At 39.7% G+C, this 19,753-nt stretch carries 23 protein-coding genes; 3 read left to right on the top strand and 20 right to left on the bottom strand.

Annotated elements, in window-relative coordinates; all coding sequences use genetic code 11:
• Window positions 1-4: 4 nt before the first annotated feature.
• The 6 genes from resA to MHH88_RS06375 all read right to left on the bottom strand — a co-directional run bounded on the left by resA (window position 5) and on the right by MHH88_RS06375 (window position 5,076).
• Window positions 5-538 carry a thiol-disulfide oxidoreductase ResA gene (resA, locus tag MHH88_RS06400; protein ID WP_024361491.1) on the bottom strand — a complete coding sequence of 178 codons (534 nt, stop codon included), beginning with the start codon at window positions 536-538 and terminating at the stop codon, window positions 5-7.
• 272 nt (window positions 539-810) lie between these two features.
• Entirely contained in the window at window positions 811-1,542 is a 732-nt protein-coding gene (locus MHH88_RS06395) for a pseudouridine synthase (protein WP_069510902.1), read from the bottom strand.
• Window positions 1,543-1,870: 328 nt separating this feature from the next.
• A complete protein-coding gene (locus tag MHH88_RS06390) occupies window positions 1,871-2,452 on the bottom strand; it encodes a hypothetical protein (RefSeq protein WP_339261903.1) in 582 nt (193 codons plus the stop codon).
• A 128-nt stretch (window positions 2,453-2,580) separates the two neighbouring features.
• Entirely contained in the window at window positions 2,581-3,630 is a 1,050-nt protein-coding gene (locus tag MHH88_RS06385; protein WP_339261902.1) for a serine hydrolase, read from the bottom strand.
• A gap of 101 nt (window positions 3,631-3,731) precedes the next feature.
• On the bottom strand, window positions 3,732-4,325 hold the full coding sequence (gene scpB, locus MHH88_RS06380; protein ID WP_339263008.1) for an SMC-Scp complex subunit ScpB: 594 nt from the start codon (window positions 4,323-4,325) through the stop codon (window positions 3,732-3,734).
• Window positions 4,297-5,076, bottom strand: coding sequence for a segregation/condensation protein A (locus tag MHH88_RS06375; protein ID WP_024361496.1), 780 nt, complete (start codon window positions 5,074-5,076; stop codon window positions 4,297-4,299). The genes scpB and MHH88_RS06375 overlap by 29 nt, the downstream gene beginning before the upstream one ends.
• A gap of 55 nt (window positions 5,077-5,131) precedes the next feature.
• Between MHH88_RS06375 and MHH88_RS06370 the strand changes: the two genes are divergently transcribed.
• Window positions 5,132-5,635: a DUF309 domain-containing protein gene (locus MHH88_RS06370; protein ID WP_069510910.1), complete on the top strand. Its 504-nt coding sequence runs from the start codon at window positions 5,132-5,134 to the stop codon at window positions 5,633-5,635.
• Here MHH88_RS06370 and MHH88_RS06365 read toward each other — a convergent pair.
• From MHH88_RS06365 to MHH88_RS06310, 12 genes are all read right to left on the bottom strand, one after another.
• Entirely contained in the window at window positions 5,632-6,003 is a 372-nt protein-coding gene (locus tag MHH88_RS06365) for a GNAT family N-acetyltransferase (RefSeq protein WP_069510912.1), read from the bottom strand. The two genes, MHH88_RS06370 and MHH88_RS06365, sit on opposite strands and share 4 nt — an antisense overlap.
• A gap of 200 nt (window positions 6,004-6,203) precedes the next feature.
• Window positions 6,204-7,523: a diaminopimelate decarboxylase gene (lysA, locus tag MHH88_RS06360; protein ID WP_069510914.1), complete on the bottom strand. Its 1,320-nt coding sequence runs from the start codon at window positions 7,521-7,523 to the stop codon at window positions 6,204-6,206.
• A 225-nt stretch (window positions 7,524-7,748) separates the two neighbouring features.
• On the bottom strand, window positions 7,749-9,191 hold the full coding sequence (locus MHH88_RS06355) for a spore germination protein (protein ID WP_069510916.1): 1,443 nt from the start codon (window positions 9,189-9,191) through the stop codon (window positions 7,749-7,751).
• Between the two features lie 15 nt (window positions 9,192-9,206).
• Window positions 9,207-9,995: an RNA polymerase sporulation sigma factor SigF gene (sigF, locus tag MHH88_RS06350; protein WP_024361501.1), complete on the bottom strand. Its 789-nt coding sequence runs from the start codon at window positions 9,993-9,995 to the stop codon at window positions 9,207-9,209.
• Window positions 9,996-10,005: 10 nt separating this feature from the next.
• Complete coding sequence (gene spoIIAB, locus MHH88_RS06345; RefSeq protein ID WP_024361502.1) at window positions 10,006-10,446, bottom strand: anti-sigma F factor; 441 nt, start codon at window positions 10,444-10,446, stop codon at window positions 10,006-10,008.
• Entirely contained in the window at window positions 10,439-10,792 is a 354-nt protein-coding gene (gene spoIIAA / locus MHH88_RS06340; RefSeq protein WP_024361503.1) for an anti-sigma F factor antagonist, read from the bottom strand. Before spoIIAA ends, spoIIAB begins: the two co-directional genes overlap by 8 nt.
• A gap of 411 nt (window positions 10,793-11,203) precedes the next feature.
• Window positions 11,204-12,454 carry a thymidine phosphorylase gene (locus MHH88_RS06335; protein WP_339261899.1) on the bottom strand — a complete coding sequence of 417 codons (1,251 nt, stop codon included), beginning with the start codon at window positions 12,452-12,454 and terminating at the stop codon, window positions 11,204-11,206.
• A gap of 13 nt (window positions 12,455-12,467) precedes the next feature.
• Complete coding sequence (gene deoB, locus MHH88_RS06330; protein ID WP_339261898.1) at window positions 12,468-13,649, bottom strand: phosphopentomutase; 1,182 nt, start codon at window positions 13,647-13,649, stop codon at window positions 12,468-12,470.
• Between the two features lie 128 nt (window positions 13,650-13,777).
• A complete protein-coding gene (xerD, locus tag MHH88_RS06325; RefSeq protein WP_069510922.1) occupies window positions 13,778-14,680 on the bottom strand; it encodes a site-specific tyrosine recombinase XerD in 903 nt (300 codons plus the stop codon).
• Window positions 14,681-14,883: 203 nt separating this feature from the next.
• Window positions 14,884-15,348: a Fur family transcriptional regulator gene (locus MHH88_RS06320; RefSeq protein ID WP_069510924.1), complete on the bottom strand. Its 465-nt coding sequence runs from the start codon at window positions 15,346-15,348 to the stop codon at window positions 14,884-14,886.
• A gap of 124 nt (window positions 15,349-15,472) precedes the next feature.
• Window positions 15,473-15,985 carry a hypothetical protein gene (locus MHH88_RS06315; RefSeq protein ID WP_069510926.1) on the bottom strand — a complete coding sequence of 171 codons (513 nt, stop codon included), beginning with the start codon at window positions 15,983-15,985 and terminating at the stop codon, window positions 15,473-15,475.
• Between the two features lie 65 nt (window positions 15,986-16,050).
• The gene (locus MHH88_RS06310) at window positions 16,051-16,596 is read right to left on the bottom strand and encodes an NUDIX hydrolase (RefSeq protein ID WP_339263006.1); all 546 of its coding nucleotides are present in this window, start codon (window positions 16,594-16,596) and stop codon (window positions 16,051-16,053) included.
• A gap of 75 nt (window positions 16,597-16,671) precedes the next feature.
• On the opposite strand from MHH88_RS06310, the gene MHH88_RS06305 reads away from it, so the two are divergent.
• Window positions 16,672-17,571, top strand: coding sequence for an aldo/keto reductase (locus tag MHH88_RS06305; RefSeq protein ID WP_339261894.1), 900 nt, complete (start codon window positions 16,672-16,674; stop codon window positions 17,569-17,571).
• Window positions 17,568-18,032, top strand: a complete 465-nt coding sequence (locus MHH88_RS06300) for a VanZ family protein (RefSeq protein WP_339261893.1) — start codon at window positions 17,568-17,570, stop codon at window positions 18,030-18,032. The genes MHH88_RS06305 and MHH88_RS06300 overlap by 4 nt, the downstream gene beginning before the upstream one ends.
• A 136-nt stretch (window positions 18,033-18,168) precedes the next feature.
• Here the strand turns inward: MHH88_RS06300 and MHH88_RS06295 are convergent, their stop codons facing one another.
• Complete coding sequence (locus MHH88_RS06295; RefSeq protein WP_339261891.1) at window positions 18,169-18,435, bottom strand: YqkE family protein; 267 nt, start codon at window positions 18,433-18,435, stop codon at window positions 18,169-18,171.
• A gap of 21 nt (window positions 18,436-18,456) precedes the next feature.
• Entirely contained in the window at window positions 18,457-19,641 is a 1,185-nt protein-coding gene (locus MHH88_RS06290; RefSeq protein WP_069510935.1) for an acetyl-CoA C-acetyltransferase, read from the bottom strand.
• Between the last annotated feature and the right edge of the window lie 112 nt (window positions 19,642-19,753).

The following is a 19,753-nucleotide window of genomic DNA, read 5'->3' as shown; positions in this document are numbered from 1 at the left end:
CCCCTCATTTTGGCTTTATTAATTCCATGTAAGAAGCGATTGTCGCCTCCGTCATTTCTCCAGTAGTAATCTTCACTACCTTACCGTCTGGATCAATTAAAACTGTAGCAGGTAAATTGCCAACATTGTAAGCAGTCATTACACTTTTCGTTTTATCAATTACAACAGGAAATGTAAGGCCGTACTTATCAACAAAATTTTGTACTTCTAAATCAGTTTGTGCAATGTTGACGGCCAATGTCTGTACACCTAGATCCTTAAAAACTTGGTATTGGCTATTCATTGCGGGCATTTCCTTTTCACATGGTTTACACCAAGTTCCCCAGAAATTTAAAAATACTCCCTGCCCTCTATAATCAGACAGTTTGTGTTTCTCACCATTTAAATCTACTAACGTGAAGTTCGGTGCTTCAGAGCCAACAGCTACTAACTCTACCTTTTCCTTTGTCGCTGTCCCGTATACGGTATACCCAATTGCGATCGCTAAGATGGCTAAAATAATAGTGCGGGTTACGAGACGTTTCTTCTTTTTCTCCAAGTTAATAAACCCCCTACTCAAATACGCCTCGAGGGTATTTGTCGATATTTCACTTACACTTAAGAAATATCTGTTATAGCTCCCCCGAGACTTACTTTGTTTACGCGCCTGCTGGATAAAATTAAAACAGGTGTACTATTCTCACCTATTATAGCAAAATGATACAAAATCGCTTAGTTATTAATTATGAATGATTTATGAACGTTTTCACACGAGGAAAGTGAAAAACCCGCCATACGTATAGCGGTATATATTTCCATGCTGTTGTTCGTTTAGCCGATTTGCCCAGTTTCAGCTAACACACGTAGTTGCTTGACTTCATGTTTCGACAATTCACGATATTCTCCTGGTGTTAGACCGTATAAATCTAAAAATGCAAAACGTTCACGCTTTAGTTTGACTACCGGTGTACCGATTGCCTCAAACATACGACGTACTTGACGATTTCGCCCTTCGTGAATCGTAATTTCACAAATCGCCTTGCCCGCCTGCTCATCAAAAGAAGTCATACTTACTTTTGCTGGTGCTGTTTTGCCATCTTCTAATTGAATACCACGTTGTAGCTTTTTTAAGCCCTCAATTGTTGGCACACCTTTAACACGTGCAATGTATGTTTTGTCAATTTTAAATTTTGGATGCGTTAACATATAGGAAAACTCTCCATCATTTGTCAGTAATAATAATCCAGATGTATCATAATCTAGACGACCAACAGGGAAAATACGTTGCGGAATATGTTTAAATAAATCTGTGACAGTTTTGCGTCCTTTATCATCCGTTACTGCAGAAATTGTTCCACGTGGTTTATATAGTAAGTAGTAAACTTTATCTTCTTTCTCAAGTTTTACACCTTCTACTTCAATTGTATCCGAGTTGGATACCTTCGTTCCAAGTTCACGTACAACAACGCCGTTTACCTTTACTTTACCTTCTACAATCAATTGCTCTGCTTTACGCCTTGAAGCGACACCTGCATATGCAATCACTTTTTGTAATCTTTCCATTGTTTCACCTCTAGTTAAAAATGTAACCTTTTGAAGGTTATTTTTCCCGTCAATCTGTGAAAATTATGTCATACTTTTGTGTAATATAAAAGAGAAACTCATTCCGCACTAGTAATACGATTATTCTAAATAGTGTATTATTTGCTAGTTTCTCATTTATTTGTCTTTGCACTACATAAAATGGCCTAGCTATTTTTCAATCTATTTCTAATATAGACCAAACCACAAAATTTTAAAAAAAGGTGCCTGACACCCAAAAAATTCTGAAAATTCATATTTGTTTCGGTGTCTGGCACCCTAAAAAAGCTACCCTTTTAGGTAGCTTTTTTTATTGATATACATTTTCTATGGTAACGCCATTTTTACTCAATTCAAGATTGATAAATGGTTTGGCTTTCGCTAACTTGGCTGTCAAAGATTGTTCAATGGTCGAACCGTCCTTTAACGTAAAAATCAACTTATCTGGTTTCGTCACACCATCTTTTTGCACGTTTGTTTGTTCTGCTTTAATGATTTCTTCCCAGCTTGTCAAATCTTCCTGCACACTAAAAAATGCATTCGTATGGAGTCCTTTTTCATCCATTATTTGATAATGATTAATACATAAAAATAAAAATAATAGGACGAGCAACCAAGATGTACCGACAATCGCCCGTTGTATATTTCTCCCCTTTTTTGTTTTTGGAGCAATAATTATATTTACCAAAAGAACGCTCGCCATGACTATTAAAGCAATCATTAATATAATATACGCTTTAAAAATAGTCTCAAAAAGGTAATAGTCATTCGGTCGATACAGTAGCTCTTGAATAGGGAATAGTAAAATAAATGGAGCGATAAAACTTGATATAAATAAAACAATAATGACTGCTATTTGATTATGCTTTCGATTCACTTTAGCTGTAGCCATAATTGTCCCCCTCCTTGCCATCATGCTTATACAATTTAACTAACATAATTTTACACCAATTACTATAAATATAAAATTCCTTTTTAGATAAACAATATACAGTATAAATAAAAATCAGCGCATCGCTTTTAACGATCCGCTGACTCTACTTTAACAGGTGTAGCATAAATTCGCTCTTCCCCTAGAAAAATCGACAATACCGCTTCCTTTCTTTTTCTAGAAATTTGCAGTACTTGCCTTACAACCTTTTTTTCTTCTTTATTTAATTGCAATTGAATTGGTTGCTCTAATCGGATAGCCAATTTATCATTGACATTATATTTTCCCTTTTTCACAACCGTCTCCATATTATAGTTTTGCCATACTTCATTTGCTAAGCCTCTGTGAACATTCCAATCATCCGATTCATTTAACGTCACAACTATACATGTTTGCCCGTCTTTTTGAAAAGCGGTTGCCAACGTTCGTCCTGCTACCTTTGTAAAACCAGTCTTTCCTGCAAAAGCTGTTCCCGTTGCCGATTTTAATGAGCTTACAGGTTGCTCCGTCTCATCATCTACTTCAACTGCGACACCCGAACCTTCCCGCAATAGACGATGCTTATTTTCCCATAGTATACCATTTACTGTATTGGCACGATAAAGAACGGTAGATGCAATTTTCTCAAAGGTTTTGTTTTGAAGTGCGATTCTTAGCATTTCAGCTGTATCTCTTGCAGAAGACAAATGCTCGTCGTGATGCAAACCTGAAGGGTTCATAAAAACGGTATTGGTAAGTCCCGCAATCACAGCTCTTTCATTCATTAATTTAACAAAGCCTTCTACCGAGCCGCCTGCATGCTCTGCTAAAGCTGTCGCAGCATCATTACCTGATCGTAACATTAAACCATATAATAACGTTTCAACCGTCACCGTCTCCCCCGCTTGCAAATAAATGGAGGAGCCTTCAGCCATTGCAGCTTTAGGTGAAATAATTACTTCATCTTGAAGATCACTATTTTCAATCGCGACGAGAGCTGTCCAAATTTTTGTTAAGCTCGCAATGGGGAGCCTCTCATCGCTATTAGAACCTGATAATACTCGACCTGTCTCACCGTCAAGCACGACATACCCACTTCCGCCTCTTGCCAAACCATTTTGTGGGAAAGTTAAGAATCCCACAGCTATCATAAACACCATTAATCGTCGTAACCGTAGCAACAAGCCACTCCTTATTTTAAGTGATAGATAAGTAGAACTATGAAAATTAAAAGGAAAGCGCGTTAGCACTTTTCTTTTGTTTACTTAACGCCATTAAACGTTTCTTGGAATTTAGTCATAAATAAATCAGTTTCTTGTTCTGCTTCACCATTGTCCTCTTCAGGTAATGGTGGCATTTCTTCAATACTATTTAATCCGAAGTAGTTTAAGAACTCCTTCGTTGTGCCATATAAAATCGCACGACCTGTCCCCTCTGAACGTCCTACTTCTTTTACTAGCCCTCTTGAAGCGAGCGTTTGCAGTGGTCGTTCACATTTGACACCACGTAAATCTTCGATGGCTACCCGTGTAATGGGCTGTTTATATGCCACAATGGCCAACACTTCTAAAGAAGCCTGAGACAATGATTGCGCAGTTGGATTTTCTACTAATTTTTGAATCGTATCTGCTAATTGCGGCTTTGTAATTAACTGGTAAACACCAGCGATTTCCTTAATTGTTATCCCTCTAGTATCATCTTCGTCAAATGCTACACGCAGTGCCTCCATAGCAGGTGCAACTACTTCTTCTGCTTCACCAAGTAGCTGTGCTAATTGCTTAACTGTTAAGCCATCATCTCCTACAACAAATAATAAAGCTTCAATTCTACTCTGTAGGATTATTGTCTTCGTCATCATCCCATTCCTCCTTCTGTAATGTGACCGTTAGTTCTTCAAAATTACCGTCTTGCTCTACAATGACAATTTGACGTTTCATCAGTTCAAGTAGTGACAGAAACGTTAAAATAAGTGTTGGTTTATCTTCATAAGGAAAAAGCTCGAAAAATGATGCACGTCCACCTGTTAAACGTAAAGAATTCACAACAGAACGCATTTGCTCCTTTACTGAGCGCTCCTGCCTCGTGACAGTTGTCTTCAATGGCTTCTTTAATTTTTTTCGGCGCATCAGCTTCTGGAAGGCGCCAAGCATATCATAAATATTGACGTTCATATCGAATAACGCCATCTGTTCATCAGGTGCTAATTCCGATAAATCTGAAGGTGGTCTTGTAAATACCTGTGCTCTATCTGTTTCAAGCTCTTGTAGGTTACTTGCCGCTTCTTTATATTTTTTATACTCTATTAAACGTTGTACCAGTTCTTCACGAGGGTCAGGGCCATCGATTTCGATTTCCGCATCTTCTAGCTCTCCTTCATGTATCGGTAATAGCATTCGGCTCTTAATAGCCAAAAGTGTTGCCGCCATCACTAAATACTCACTCGCCTCATTTAATTCAAGCACCTGCATCGCATGGATATGATCAATATATTGTTGCGTAATTTCAGCCATTGGAATATCATAGATATCAATTTCCAATCTGTGAATTAAATGCAATAATAGATCCAGAGGACCTGAAAAGGCTTCTAACTTTACTTCATAAGACATTATTTTACCACCCTGATATTCAATGTTCTTTTAGTATAGTGGAAAGGAGTTCAAAATGCATCCACAGCACCATACTTTATTTATTGATTACTGTGCCTATTTCAATGGCAATGGGGATTTTTTTGAATGCCATGAAGTGCTTGAGGAATATTGGAAAAACATTGCGCCTGGCAATAAAAATCATCCTCTTGTTGGCTATGTTCAACTAGCGACAGGATTATATCATTGGCGTCGTGGCAACGCAACTGGTGCTTTCAAAATCTTACATAAAGCACTCACTAATTTTCAAGTCAATAAAGGCAATGTGTTTTTTAACGAAATCGACTACACAAAACTTCTATTACAATTAACCGAAACACTTAGCCATATTCAAACGGGCAAGTCCTTTCAAGCTTTTCAATTACCGCTGACACCTACTTTACAAAATTTAGTAACAGCTCGCATACAGCTTTTACCGGAAAGCAACCCTAACTATCTTCTTCATAAACATATGCTACGTGATCGCTCACATATTCTTGCTGAACGACAAGAAAGCAAACAAAGAAAAAGCAGACGTTAACTTTCGTCTGCTTTTTCTTCATTACATTGTATACATTTGCGAACAAATTCACGCGTTTCATCTGTTGCACGCAATTGTTCGTATTGGCCAAGTTCTGCTACTTCTTGTAGCATTTCTTTTGCCACGCCTTCTCCTCTGTAAGAAGGAACTACAGAAACGTGCTGAATTGTTGCTGTGTGATTGTCTGTTACAAGCCCGACGATACCAACGTATTCATCGTTCTTTTTCCATAAATATAATACCCAATTATCATCATTTTCATAGGATTGGATTGTCTCTGTGAGCTTTTTTATGTCTTTTTCGTTAGGCATAAACGAGAGTAGCCCCATTGCTATTTTCTCGAAAGCTTTTTTATATCGAATTAACATATTTGTCTATTCCCTCTTTTTCTAGCTGTACATAATCTTTGACTATCCTACACGATTTGTACTATTACCGCAAGCCAATTTTCTGTCTTACGAACCAGGGCCGAGAATACCTTGCGACGCTAACACCCAATAGACAACGCCCCACAACAAAATAAATGTCGTCATAGATGCCAATAATACCCATTTGTTTTTTCTCAAATTTATTCACCCTTTTTTAGCGTTAGCGGGAGATCATTTTGTACAATATCTTCGTAACTTTCACGTTTAATCGCTAATTGATGCTGTCCATTTTCTACAAATACCACTGCTGGACGTGGTACACGGTTGTAGTTGCTTGCCATCGAATAGCCATATGCCCCTGTACAGAAGATTGCTAGTACATCACCAGAAGCTGCCTCTTGTAATTTTGCATCGATAATCAATTTATCGCCAGATTCACAAAGTTTCCCAGCTACAGTGTACGTTGCTTCTTTTGGTGCATTAGCTTTACTAGCGATGACTGCCTCGTATTTTGCATCATATAATGCAGGACGAATATTATCACTCATTCCGCCATCAACTGCAATGTATTTACGTACATCTGGTACTGTTTTTTGAGAACCTATCGTATAAAGTGATGTTCCTGCATCACCGACAAGTGAACGGCCTGGTTCAATCCAGATTTCTGGCATTGTTAGTCCAAGTACAGTTGCTTTATTTTTCACAACAGTAATCATGTCCTCTACATACACTTGTGGCTCAAGCGGTGCATCTTCTTCTGTATAGCGAATACCGAAGCCCCCACCTAAGTTTAACACAGTACACGTAAAACCGTGAGTCTTGTTCCAATCAGAAATCTTGTCGATTAGTTTTTCACCCGCTAAGCCAAAGCCAGCTGTATCAAAAATTTGAGAGCCAATATGGCAGTGTAAGCCTAATAGTTGTAAGTATTCATGTTTAAACGTTTGCTCAAATGCTTGATCGGCTTGTCCATTATTTAAGTCAAAGCCAAACTTAGAATCCGCTTGCCCTGTCGTAATAAAATCATGCGTATGTGCCTCAACACCTGGTGTGACACGTAATAAAATACGCATTTTTTGTTGACGACGCTCAGCAATTTCTTTTAAAAGCTGAATTTCATAGAAGTTATCTACAACAATACAGCCAATTTTTGAATCAAAGGCTAACTCTAATTCCGCAATGCTTTTATTATTACCATGGAAGTGAATTCGCTCTGCTGGGAATCCAGCTTTTAATGCTGTAAATAGCTCCCCTCCAGAGACAACATCCAAGGATAGGTTTTCCTCTGCTGCTAATTGATACACCGCTACACATGCAAATGCTTTGGAAGCATACGCTACTTCAGCCTTTACCCCTAGTTTTTTAAATGTATCGATAAAGCCGCGTGCTCGCTTACGAATTAGCGCTGTATCGTAAACAAATAATGGCGTACCATATTCTTTCGCAAGTTCTAATGTATCTACTTGTCCTATTGTTAAATGTCCATCTTCTGAAATCGCTTGTGTTCCATATAAATGCATTTGCATCTCTCCCTTTTCACGTCTCCATTTTGTGACATTTGCGTACCTCGTGGTTTGTCAGCTCTTACTCAAACATTCCTATCGAGACATTGTATTATCTTAGCAGGTATTTGCATGTCACAAGATAAAAACATCTAGCCATTTACTAGCAAAGATAATTTTTGCAAAAATCACAAAATACTATATGTGAACTTTATCACATGAAAAAAGTGAGTGCAACGGCTCCTATGATCTTTTTCTCTGTTTGGAAGCGACTACATATGGTCTTAGCGCATCTGACGTCATAGGGAAGCGGATAATGACGCGAAGCATCGCAGTTGGGAAAAATGGAACGAGCGGCCATAAATAGGGTGCTTGTAACGGACGTAATGAACATAAATAGGTAAATAATAAAAACAATCCAATAAATAATCCATCTTCTCCCCAAATACCTGTCATAATAAGCAAAACAAATCGGAAGAGCTTAATGGAAATTCCTAGCTCGTAAGATGGAATAATAAACGTAAAGATTGCTCCTACTGCTGTATATAACACAACTTCGGATGAGAATACACCAACATCAATGGCAATCTGCCCAATAATTACCCCGGCTACTAAACCCATCGCAGTAGACAATGGTGTCGGGGTATGGATGGCGGCCATCCTTAGAAATTCAATCCCAATATCGGCGATTAGAATTTGCAGTAATATCGGAATATGTGATTTATCCTGACTACCTAAAAAAGATAGCGAATCAGGTAGTAACGATTCATTCGTTACAAATAAATACCATAAAGGTAATAATAGTAACCCCATAATTGTTCCGAAATAGCGCATAAAACGCACAAAGGTCCCGACAGTAGGCGCTTGTCTGTATTCTTCAGCATGCTGCAATAAATGGAACATCGTAACTGGCACTAAAATAACAGAAGGTGAAGTATCCACCATAATCGCTACATGCCCCTCTAGTAAATGAGCAGCGACAATATCAGGACGTTCTGTATAGCGTACAAAAGGAACTGGGTGAAACTTTTGCTTAAACAGCCATTCCTCTAGTGATTTATCGGCCATTGTCAAACCATCATGATTAATTTGACTAAGACGCTGTCGCAATTTATCGAGCATTTCCTCATTTGCAATATCCTTCATATACGCAATTGCGACATCGGTTTGACCGATTTTGGATATTTTATGTAGCTCGAAGCGTAAATTACTGTTGCGAATGCGTCGACGAACTAAAGCTGTATTTTGTGAAATCCCCTCTGTAAAACCATCCCTAGAACCGCGTATTACCTTTTCATTATCCGGCTCTTCTGGTGAGCGCCCTGGATAACTCCGAAGCTCCGCAATATAGCAGTAACCACTTTTCGTAATAAAGGTTACTTGCCCACTTAAAATAGCGAGCAAATAGGCTTTACGTTCAGTTTCTTCAGAACGACCATGAAAGTTGAAATGCGCTTCAAAATATTCTCGCTCATCATCAATATCAATGTCTTCTTCAGGTAACATGTTGGATAGTAATTGCGTCAGGGCTTCCCCATCAACAAGTCCGCTAATATATGCACAAAGAACCGGCAAATCTTTGACAAATAAATGCTTAATACCTACGTCAAATGATTCGCCGTCTCCAAATTGCTCTTTAAGAAAATCTTCGGCTTCTTCTAAGCTGTTAAATAGTTTATTTGTCATGCTGTCACCATTTTCTTAGATGTCTTTTTCTACTCCGTGTTCTACCGTGGCACTGGTCGCCATCCAACTTTTCAACTGCGCTAAAATCTTTTTCTCTAAACGAGATACTTGTACTTGCGAAATACCAAGACGAGTGGCAATTTCAGTTTGTGTACAATCTGAAAAATAGCGTAAATAGATAATGGATTGTTCCCTCGGATCAAGTCTTGTCAGCACTTCTTTTAACGGAATATATTCAAAAGGTTGCTCTGATTTTTCATCCTTCATTTGGTCCATTAATGTAATGGAATCCCCTTCACTTTCATACAATTGCTCATGTAAGGAAGCTGGATCCCTTAACGCATCAGACGCTGTCACAATTTCCTCAGTCGTGACGCCAAGAACCTGTGCTAATTCTTGAATGGTCGGGGGATGCTCGTTATTTTTAATAAATTCATCCGTCGCATGGCGGATTTTAAAGTTGAGCTCGCGAATTGAACGGCTCACTTTTACCATACCGTCATCCCTTAAAAAGCGCTGTATTTCACCGATAATCATCGGGACAGCATATGTGGAAAATTTCACATCGTACGCTAAATCAAACTTATCTACTGATTTCATAAGGCCAATACAGCCTATTTGAAATAAATCTTCGAGCTCCACGCCCCTTGTTGTAAAGCGTTGGACGATAGACCACACAAGCCTCGTATTCCCCTCAATCATTCGTTTACGAGCTTCATGATCGCCCTGTTGTGAACGCGCAATTAAATCACGCATTTCCTCCTGTGACAAAAGCTTATCGGACGACTGTTCTATCGGCTTCACGATAGCAACCTCACATTACCGCCGTGCGAACCGAATAAAATTTTTTCGTAAACGTTACAGTTGTACCTTCCTGCCACTTGGACATGACAGTCAACTGATCTGAAAAGCTGTCCATAATGGTAAAGCCCATACCAGAACGTTCCATTGCACTTTTCGTCGTAAACAAAGGCTCCATTGCTTGACTTACATCCGCAATACCAACCCCTTTATCCATCACAGACACCGTTACAATATCATCCTCACGCTTTGCATGAACTGTAACGACACCTTTTCCATCTTCTTCATAACCGTGAATAATGGCATTGGAAACAGCCTCTGAGACAACTGTTTTAAATTCTGATAGCTCATCAATTGTTGGATCTAATTGTGCGATAAAACCCGTTATCGCCACACGTGCTAAGGCTTCGTTTTCGCTAATTGCTAAAAAAGTTAATGTCATTTCGTTATCCATTTACAATCCCCCTAACTCGATCAATCGCTTCTTCCTCTGTTGCATCCATCATCCACGGACCTAAGCCTGAAAATTGAAATACTTTTCGCATCGTCGGCGATGGATTTAATAAAATAGTTCGTCCAGCGACTGCTTCTAACTCACGCATTCGACCAAGCACTAGGCCTACACCTGAACTATCCATAAACGATAGTCGCTCAAAATTCCAAATGATGGTCGTTACAGCCCCCTGAAAAATTGCTGTAGAAATTTTAGCCCGAATTTGCTCTACTGCATGATGATCGAGCTCCCCAAATAAACGTATAACTACTGTCTCTCTTGTTACCATTTCTAATTGAAAATGCATGAACATCGCCTCCTCCTCGTGCAATTCCACATTCCATATAACAAATCCTTGCTGTTGACAGAACTAGTGCAAAGTCTCTTGAAATAGTGTCAAATCGACATTCTTATTGCTTTTAGGTTAAGTGCAGTATGGGATAAATCAAAAGGTTTTAAACGTCGTCTACATTTTTTGTCAGTGTGTCATTGTAGAAAGCTAATTTATGTAGGTATTCAATACGAGTAGAACGAAAAAAAGTGTTAGATTGACTGCCATCAATCTAACACTTTTTCGCTTCGGCGGTGCTTTCCGCGGGCACACACGTAAGCCGCAACCCTCGCTAACGCGCAGGTTTGTCGCGTCTTACGGTGTGTGCGTTCTGAGCAGCATCACCGCCTGTGCTACCATAAACTAGCGTTTTCTGTTAATTTATACTTATGCCATTGAATAGGCTTGCTGTACTTTAGTGATTGTTTCTTCGTTAATTTCACTGTTTGAATACAGATAGGCAATGGTTTCATCCGCACTGACGCGGTCACCTTTTTTCGCGACTAGCTGGATGCCTGCATCATAATCAAGCGAAGATTCCTTCGTTAAGCGACCAGCGCCAAGACTAACGCTTGCTTCACCAATCATCAATGCATTAATCGACGCGACAACACCCTCTGACGCTGCTTTTACAGCCACCTTATGTGTTGTGTCATTTTGCACAATATCCGCTAAATCGCCGCCTTGCGCTACGATAAATTCCTCAAACTTCGCTGCTGCTGAGCCATCTTCCATCACTTTTTTGACAGCTGCTACCGCTGTTGTTTCATCTACTCCAGCCGCAATCTGATACATTAGAGAAGAAATAATAATGCACTCTTCTAATAAGTCTGCGTGCGTCTCTTCTAAGCGACCTTTTAGCAAGGCATACGCCTCTACTACCTCAAGTTTATTACCGATCATTTTTCCTAATGGATTATCCATATCGCTAATATGAGCGACAACTTTACGGCCTAATTTTTCACCAATTGCTGTCATCGCTTCAGCTAATTTCTTCGCTTCTTCTTCCGTTTTCATAAAGGCACCCGAGCCACATTTTACATCTAGCACAATGCCGTCTGCACCACTTGCAATTTTTTTACTCATAATCGACGCAGCAATTAACGGAATAGAGTCGACAGTACCTGTCACATCTCGCAATGCATAAAGTTTTTTGTCGGCAGGTACAAGATTGCCTGTCTGACCAGCAACCGCAATTTTATGTTTATTGACATTATCAATGAATTCTTGTGACGATAATTCTGTTTTAAAGCCACGGATTGATTCTAATTTATCGATTGTGCCACCTGTAATACCTAAGCCTTTACCGCTAAACTTCGCCACTGGAATGCCTAGAGAAGCAATGATTGGTGTGACGATTAACGTGACTTTATCACCGACACCGCCTGTAGAATGTTTATCAATTTTAAAACCTTCAATTGAAGTTAAATCAATTACATCACCTGATTCAATCATTGCCTTCGTTAAATAAAACGTTTCTTCGTCAGTCATACCAAGTAAGCGAATAGCCATTAACAATGAACTCGCCTGATAATCCGGAATAGCACCTGTTGTATAGCCTTCAACAAAGTATTGGATTTCAGCTTGTGTCAGTTCTTTGCCTTGTTTTTTCTTTTCAAAAAGCTGCACCATATTCATAGACAATTCCTCCTTATTTTAAATCATTTAAGAAACTCTTACCGAATGGTGGTGCTTCTACTTTGAAGTTTTCAGCGACAGTTGCTGCAATATCTGCAAAAGTCTCACGAAGAGCAAGCTCGCTTCCACCTTTAAAACGTGGTGAATAGACAATTAGCGGTACATATTCACGTGTATGGTCTGTGCCAGGGAATGTCGGATCATTACCGTGGTCTGCTGTAATCATCAGTAAATCATCTTCTGTCATTGCCTGTAAAATTTCAGGAAGACGCGCATCGAATTCTTGTAATGCGTTACCGTAACCAAGCGGATCACGACGATGCCCAAAATTGGCATCAAAGTCCACTAAATTTAAGAAGCTAATCCCATGGAAATCTTGCTTTGCAACTTTAGCGAATTGATTCATACCGTCCATATTATTTTTTGTACGAACTGCTTCAGTAACCCCTTCACCATTGAAAATATCAGAAATTTTACCAATAGCAATTACATCAAAACCAGCATCTTTTAAAGCATTCATCGTTGTACGTCCAAAAGGCTTTAACGCATAGTCATGACGATTTGGCGTGCGTGTAAAGTTACCTGGTGTACCGATAAATGGACGTGCAATCACGCGTCCTACTAAGTATTCAGGCTGTAATGTCAACTCACGTGCAATCTCACAAATTTTATAAAGTTCGTCCAGCGGAATGATGTCTTCATGCGCAGCAATTTGTAACACAGGGTCAGCCGATGTATAGACAATAATAGCCCCTGTCTCCATATGTTCCTGTCCAAAGTCTTCAATCACCTGTGTACCACTTGCAGGCTTATTACACAGTACTTTGCGTCCTGTACGTTGTTCAAGCTCGGCAATCAGTTCAGCAGGGAAACCTTCAGGATACACTTTAAATGGCTTATCAATATTAAGACCCATTATTTCCCAATGCCCTGTCATTGTATCTTTCCCGACAGATGCCTCTTGCATTTTACCGTAGTATGCTTGCGGTGTATTTGTTGCTTGTAGTCCTTGAAGTGGTTCGATATTCGCTAAGCCAAAAGACTCCATAACGGGCATTGTAAGCCCATTCATTTTTTCAGCGATGTGACCTAAAGTATGTGCGCCTGCATCTCCGAATTTAGCTGCGTCTGGTGCTTCACCAATCCCAACTGAATCCATTACAACGACATGGATTTTTTTAAATGCTTTATTCATAATTATTGCCTCCTAATCTCACGATTCCATTTTACCAAAAACAAGCGAAAGGATAAAGGTCAGACATCCGACTAAGTAATATATTTTCCTTAAACAAGAAAAAAGCACTATCTGTCACTTGTTTTTTATTAGGCACGCGGATGGTACTGCTTGTAAACTTCTGAAAGTCTCGTTTTACTAATATGCGTATAAATTTGAGTTGTGGAAATATCTGCATGCCCTAGCATCTCCTGCACTGCACGTAAATCAGCTCCATTTTCCACTAAATGAGTAGCGAAGGAATGACGTAACGTATGTGGTGTCAGTTCATGTTGGATGCCCGCCTTTAATGCGTGCTCCTTCATTAATTTCCAACAACCTTGCCTTGTTAAACGTTTCCCTCGTTGATTAATAAAAAAGGCATCTGTTTTTGGGTATTTCCCTTGTAATGTACCTCGTGCACCATCTAAATAAACACCCAATGCAGAAAGGGCACTTTTACCAAGCGGAATAATGCGCTCCTTGCCTCCCTTTCCAAATACACGTACAAAGCCCATCGTTAGATGGATATCAGCCAAATCGAGTGCAATCAGCTCACTTATACGCATGCCAGAGCCATATAAAAGCTCTAGCATTGCTACATCTCGAACACCTTGTGGCTTGCTGCGATTCGGTACTGCTAGCAATGCTTCGATTTCTTCAATCGATAGAATATTTGGTAGTTTTTGTTCAATCGTTGGCATTTCTAAATGCACCGTAGGATCAGTTTCTGTGCGCTTTTCTCGAAGTAAAAATTGGTGGAAACTACGTATGGATGAGATATGTCGTGCAACAGTACGGCTCGTCTTTCCTTGCATGCGCAGTTGCTCTAAATGGCGCAAAATCGTTGTACGTTCAATATTGCGAAAATCAGCCATTCCTTCAGCTTCTTGCAAAAAATGGACATAGTTTTCTAAGTCTCGGCGATAGGATGCTAATGTATTAACGGATAATTGCCGCTCTACCTGGATAAAATGGATATAATCCTCTATTGCATATTGAAATTCATTCATCACAACGCCCCCTCACTGTCAATTATTCTCTATTTTAGCACGCCTATAAAAAAAGTGCGAAAAGGCTACACTTTAGCTTAAAGGTAATTTGCTTACAGGCTTATCCTCCCTTTACTAGAATAATAGAGCATCCCATTAAGCATAAAAAAACAAAAAACTGCCTGATGCAATCTATACGCAAGATTTCATCAGACAGTTTTTCGTTATTGTTCTTCATTCGTTTCGTCGTTTTTATCATGACAACGCCAGCAAATACCGTGGAAAGTTAGTCGGTGATCTTTTATAATAAAGTTCCAACGTTTCTCAACAACGGCTTCCACATCTTCAAGTAAATCTTCTTGAATTTCATCTACCGCACCGCACTCGATACAAACGAGATGGTGATGGAAATGCGCAGCTCCTTCTTGGCGTAAATCGTAGCGTGATACGCCATCTCCAAAGTTGATTTTGTCGACGATTTTAAGCTCTGTTAGTAATTCTAACGTTCTATAAACAGTAGCCAGACCTATTTCTGGTGCCTTATCTTTTACTAAAAGATAGACATCCTCTGCACTTAAGTGGTCCTCTTCATGCTCTAGCAAAACAGCAACTGTTGCTTCTCGCTGCGGCGTCAGCTTATAACTAGCACTATGCAACTGTTTTTTTATACGATCAATTCGGCTTTCCATGTGACGCCCCCCTAAACTTATTTCATTATACCAAAGGAGTAAATCCTATTACAAGATAGTGAATAGATTTCAAATAAGCTTTTAATGTTTTTAGCTGTTGCTTCATTTGAACGTATTTTATGCATTATTTGAGTACATACGATATAACGATAAACTCAGCAACTATTATGATGAAAAAAGCGATAAAATTCAACAAAATTGTCCGTCCATTCGTCTTTTTCCCGATTTTTCGCTTCGACCAAGCAGGTACTAGTAAATTACATAGGACTAGCAACAATATACAATAGATAAGCTGAAATGGAAACCACCAAATCGTATATAGCCAAAATGCTTCAAGTTTTTGTAGTAAAAATACAGAGCTAAAGCCAAAAAACGTTGCGCGTATTGCCACTGTAACACGTACTAAAACTTTTAAAACACTATGCGTTGCAAGTAACAGTACAATACCGACAGAAGCGACTACAGGTAACACTAAACGTACAATAGATTGCCTGTCCACATCTGCTAAACGAGGTTCTATAAACAAAATAAAAGGCTCTGCATTCGCCCCTCCAATAATATGAAAGCAGATGACGCCACAAACGAAGCTCACTGCAACAATTGATGCGTGATAAAATATAGAAACCGTACGAGACATAAGCATGCTCCTTTTCTATCAAGGTTTGTACAGCTTATGCTCGTCCGCTTCTATTATGCTAAACTTTATTTTTCTTGTTGCAATGCCAACCACAGCACGGCAAACGCTGTTTTCGCATCATATATACGCCCGTCAGCAACCATTGCTTGTGCCTCTTCCAACGAAACTTCTAGTAATTCGACAAATTCATCTTCGTCTAGTTCTGCACTATTTTCAATGTGATATAAATCTGTCGCCACAAATAGATGTATAATTTCATCCGCAAAACCTGGTGAAGTGGCAAAAGCTTGTAAATACTTGAATTGATGTGCTCCATAGCCTGTCTCTTCTTCCAATTCACGACGTGCTGTATGAATCGGCTCCTCACCGCTTTCAAGTTTACCTGCCGGAATTTCTACAATGGAACGTTCCAGCGCTTTACGATATTGCTCCACCATTACGAGCTTGCCTTCGTTGGTAATGGCAATGATTGCTACCGCTCCTGGGTGTTTAATAATTTCACGCTTAGCAGACTTCCCGTTTGGTAATGTGACATCATCAACTTGTAAGTGTACGATTTTGCCTTTATAGATAGGTGTAGTCTGTGTCGTTATTTCTTCAAACTTCTTCATTGCCCATAACCTCGCTTGTTCTTCAGATATGTTCATTGTACCATTACAAGTAGAGAAATCGAAGGAGGTATTCATATGAAAAAAAGACAACTCGGCACAAGTCATTTATTTATTTCAGAGATTAGTTTAGGAGGTATGTCTCTTTCGACAGATAAAAATACTGCAGCGTCCATTATCGATATGGCGCTAGATGCTGGCATTAACTACATTGATACAGCAGATTTATATGATTTCGGTGCCAATGAACAATTAATTGGGGAAATTTTAGGCAAACGTCGACAAGATATTATCATCGCAACGAAAGTAGGGAATCGTTGGACAGAAGGGGTGGACGGCTGGCAGTGGGATGCCTCCCCTACCTATATTAAAGAAGCTGTTCATAAAAGCCTAAAAAGACTCGGTACAGATTACATTGATGTCTATCAACTACATGGTGGCACAATAGAGGATGACTGGGACGGTATTATCGACACGTTTGACAACTTAAAAAAAGACGGTGTCATTCGAGAATATGGTATATCCTCGATTCGACCAAATGTACTGAAACGTTTTTTACCTGCAAGCTCGGCAAAAAGTGTCATGATGCAATATAGTGCGTTAGATCGTCGCCCAGAAGAATGGTTAGATTTTATAGCTAGTGAGGGGGCTTCGGTCGTAACACGCGGCACCATCGCAAAAGGATTATTAACAAATAATTGGAAAGAACGTTTGCAACAGGTCAATGGCTATCAAACATACACTATAGATGAATTAACAACAACATTAACAAACTTAGCCAAACACTATGAAGATTTACATGCATTAGGGCTAGCCTTTAATTTGAAGGAACCCACTATAGCTTCAACAGTGATTGGTGCTAGTTCGCAGGAGCAACTCGCCCAAACACTAAATGCCTATGAAAAAATAAATGCAATCACTAATTTTGATAAAGCGAACGCTCTGACTAAAGCAGACCAATACGTTGACCACCGATGAAAAAATGGTCCGTTTTACTTTTATTTTTAATCATTCTCGCAATATCCTCTAGCATGACTTATGAACAACAGTCGATTATTCCTGAACTAGAGGAACTATTAGCACATAAGCCTTTTGAAAAACAACTGTCCCTTTTAAAAATTCCCTATTGGGATACAGTCGTTTCTATAGAAGAGCGAGGCTACTTTAAATTTGTAGAATTTTTAATTCGAAAATTCACGCATTTTGTAGGATTTGGCTGCATTGCACTGGGGATATATTTTGCATGGGGGAAACGGCGATTCGCCGCAAGCGTAGCCATTGCCATTACGGCTGTCATTGCCATGCTAGATGAATTTCGTCAAAGCTTTACACCTGGACGTACCATGAGCGGGCAAGATGTCCTAGTAGATACAGCAGGCGCTATTGTATTGGTTAGCATCGCCGTAGTCGTAAAGAAACTACGGTCGCTTAGAAAATAAAATTTTGTTTCTATTAACGATTTCCTAATGATAGTGGCGATTCTCACGTAGATAGTGGCGAGTCAAATTATTCTATATCAACATCAACGAAAAAACAGTGAATCTCATTCCTAGAGATTCACTGTTTCTATCAAACTTAAAATTTCGAGCCTTTGTCACCGTATTCGTTCAATAATTCTTCGAACGTTTTGTTTTTCTCACGTTGCTTGCGCTCAAAAGCTAACTGTGCTTGACGCTCTTCCTCTGCTGCTTGCTCTTTCGCTGACAAATCTTGTTTCGCAGCTTTTAACTTTGCTAACACATCGCCAGCAAGCTGATCTGCTAATGTAACAGCCTCCTGCTTTGGTAAACTAGCAGAAATACCATCGTCAACACGTTGCTGTTGTTTTCGTTTTTTTCCCATACTTTCACCTTCTTACTAACTTTAAGGGCGTTGAACAACTGTTGCTACGCCTTGTCCCCCACCGATGCATAATGTAGCAAGGCCCGTTTTTGCATCACGTTTTTCCATCTCATGTAACAGTGTCACTAAAATTCGTGCCCCACTTGCTCCAATTGGATGACCAAGGGCAATTGCTCCCCCATTTACATTTAGTTTATCATGATTAAAGCCTAGTTCGCGATCGACAGCAATCGATTGTGCTGCAAATGCTTCATTTGCTTCAATTAAATCTATATCTTCTAACGAAACATCCGCCTTCGCTAATGCTTTCTTCACCGCTGTGACTGGCCCAGTTCCCATAATGGATGGATCTACACCTGCGCTCGCATTAGCTGAAATAAGTGCCATTGGCTGAATACCTAACTCGACAGCCTTAGCTTTTGACATAACAACCACCGCTGCTGCTCCATCGTTAATGCCTGAAGCGTTCGCTGCAGTTACAGAGCCGTCCTTTTTAAATGCTGGACGCAGCTTTGCTAATGATTCCGCCGTAACCCCTGCACGTGGAAATTCATCTTGATTAAAAATAATCGAATCGCCTTTACGTTGTGGTATTTCCACAGCCACAATTTCATTATTAAATTTCCCCGCTGCAATCGCCGCTTCTGCACGCTGCTGTGAACGCGCGGCAAAAGCATCTTGCTCCTCACGAGAAATTTCATACGCATCACATAAATTTTCGGCAGTAATCCCCATATGATAGTCATTAAATGCACACCATAAACCATCATGAATCATCGTATCTACAACTTTTTGATCGCCCATGCGGAAGCCTTCACGTGCATTTTTTAATACATAAGGCGCTTGGCTCATATTTTCGAATCCGCCTGCCACGATGATATCTGCATCGCCAGCAACAATTGCTTGTGTTGCTAAATGCACTGCTTTTAAACCTGAGCCACATACTTTATTAATTGTTAAAGCGGGCACTGTGTTCGGTAATCCCGCAGCAATCGATGCTTGTCGAGCAGGATTTTGTCCAAGACCTGCCGATAAAACATTCCCCATAATGACTTCATCGACTTGCTCACCTGCTACACCAGCACGTGCTAATGCTTCTTTAATAACGATACTTCCAAGAGTTGTTGCTGGTACATCTTTTAATGTTCCTTGGAATGAACCGAGTGCCGTACGCACGGCACTAACAATCACTACCTCATTTGTCATAACCATTCTCCCCTTTTCCCCGTTCAAAAATCAACACTGCATGCATATGCTACTAGCAGATATGTATATTTTAACAAATGTTTAGACGATTTTCGATAACAGAAATAATCGC

Source organism: Lysinibacillus sp. FSL K6-3209 (assembly GCF_037976175.1).
Lineage (GTDB): Bacteria > Bacillota > Bacilli > Bacillales_A > Planococcaceae > Lysinibacillus > Lysinibacillus sphaericus_D.
Note: the sequence above shows the minus strand (reverse complement) of the source record. Positions and strands in the feature narration are given on the sequence as shown.

Excerpts from the sequence above, each read along its gene's own strand:
- MHH88_RS06385 (WP_339261902.1), bottom strand. The coding sequence starts at position 3,630 with ATGGTGTTTATGATAGCTGTGGGATTCTTAACTTTCCCACAAAATGGT.
- MHH88_RS06300 (WP_339261893.1), top strand. The coding sequence starts at position 17,568 with ATGAAAAAATGGTCCGTTTTACTTTTATTTTTAATCATTCTCGCAATA.
- MHH88_RS06310 (WP_339263006.1), bottom strand. The coding sequence starts at position 16,596 with ATGAAGAAGTTTGAAGAAATAACGACACAGACTACACCTATCTATAAA.
- MHH88_RS06290 (WP_069510935.1), bottom strand. The coding sequence starts at position 19,641 with ATGACAAATGAGGTAGTGATTGTTAGTGCCGTGCGTACGGCACTCGGT.
- MHH88_RS06305 (WP_339261894.1), top strand. The coding sequence starts at position 16,672 with ATGAAAAAAAGACAACTCGGCACAAGTCATTTATTTATTTCAGAGATT.
- xerD (WP_069510922.1), bottom strand. The coding sequence starts at position 14,680 with ATGAATGAATTTCAATATGCAATAGAGGATTATATCCATTTTATCCAG.
- MHH88_RS06335 (WP_339261899.1), bottom strand. The coding sequence starts at position 12,454 with ATGAATATGGTGCAGCTTTTTGAAAAGAAAAAACAAGGCAAAGAACTG.
- deoB (WP_339261898.1), bottom strand. The coding sequence starts at position 13,649 with ATGAATAAAGCATTTAAAAAAATCCATGTCGTTGTAATGGATTCAGTT.
- lysA (WP_069510914.1), bottom strand. The coding sequence starts at position 7,523 with ATGCATTTATATGGAACACAAGCGATTTCAGAAGATGGACATTTAACA.
- spoIIAB (WP_024361502.1), bottom strand. The coding sequence starts at position 10,446 with ATGGATAACGAAATGACATTAACTTTTTTAGCAATTAGCGAAAACGAA.
- MHH88_RS06395 (WP_069510902.1), bottom strand. The coding sequence starts at position 1,542 with ATGGAAAGATTACAAAAAGTGATTGCATATGCAGGTGTCGCTTCAAGG.
- MHH88_RS06375 (WP_024361496.1), bottom strand. The coding sequence starts at position 5,076 with ATGTCTTATGAAGTAAAGTTAGAAGCCTTTTCAGGTCCTCTGGATCTA.
- MHH88_RS06320 (WP_069510924.1), bottom strand. The coding sequence starts at position 15,348 with ATGGAAAGCCGAATTGATCGTATAAAAAAACAGTTGCATAGTGCTAGT.
- MHH88_RS06365 (WP_069510912.1), bottom strand. The coding sequence starts at position 6,003 with ATGTTAATTCGATATAAAAAAGCTTTCGAGAAAATAGCAATGGGGCTA.
- MHH88_RS06355 (WP_069510916.1), bottom strand. The coding sequence starts at position 9,191 with ATGACAAATAAACTATTTAACAGCTTAGAAGAAGCCGAAGATTTTCTT.
- MHH88_RS06390 (WP_339261903.1), bottom strand. The coding sequence starts at position 2,452 with ATGGCTACAGCTAAAGTGAATCGAAAGCATAATCAAATAGCAGTCATT.
- scpB (WP_339263008.1), bottom strand. The coding sequence starts at position 4,325 with ATGACGAAGACAATAATCCTACAGAGTAGAATTGAAGCTTTATTATTT.
- spoIIAA (WP_024361503.1), bottom strand. The coding sequence starts at position 10,792 with ATGCATTTTCAATTAGAAATGGTAACAAGAGAGACAGTAGTTATACGT.
- MHH88_RS06370 (WP_069510910.1), top strand. The coding sequence starts at position 5,132 with ATGCATCCACAGCACCATACTTTATTTATTGATTACTGTGCCTATTTC.
- MHH88_RS06315 (WP_069510926.1), bottom strand. The coding sequence starts at position 15,985 with ATGTCTCGTACGGTTTCTATATTTTATCACGCATCAATTGTTGCAGTG.
- MHH88_RS06295 (WP_339261891.1), bottom strand. The coding sequence starts at position 18,435 with ATGGGAAAAAAACGAAAACAACAGCAACGTGTTGACGATGGTATTTCT.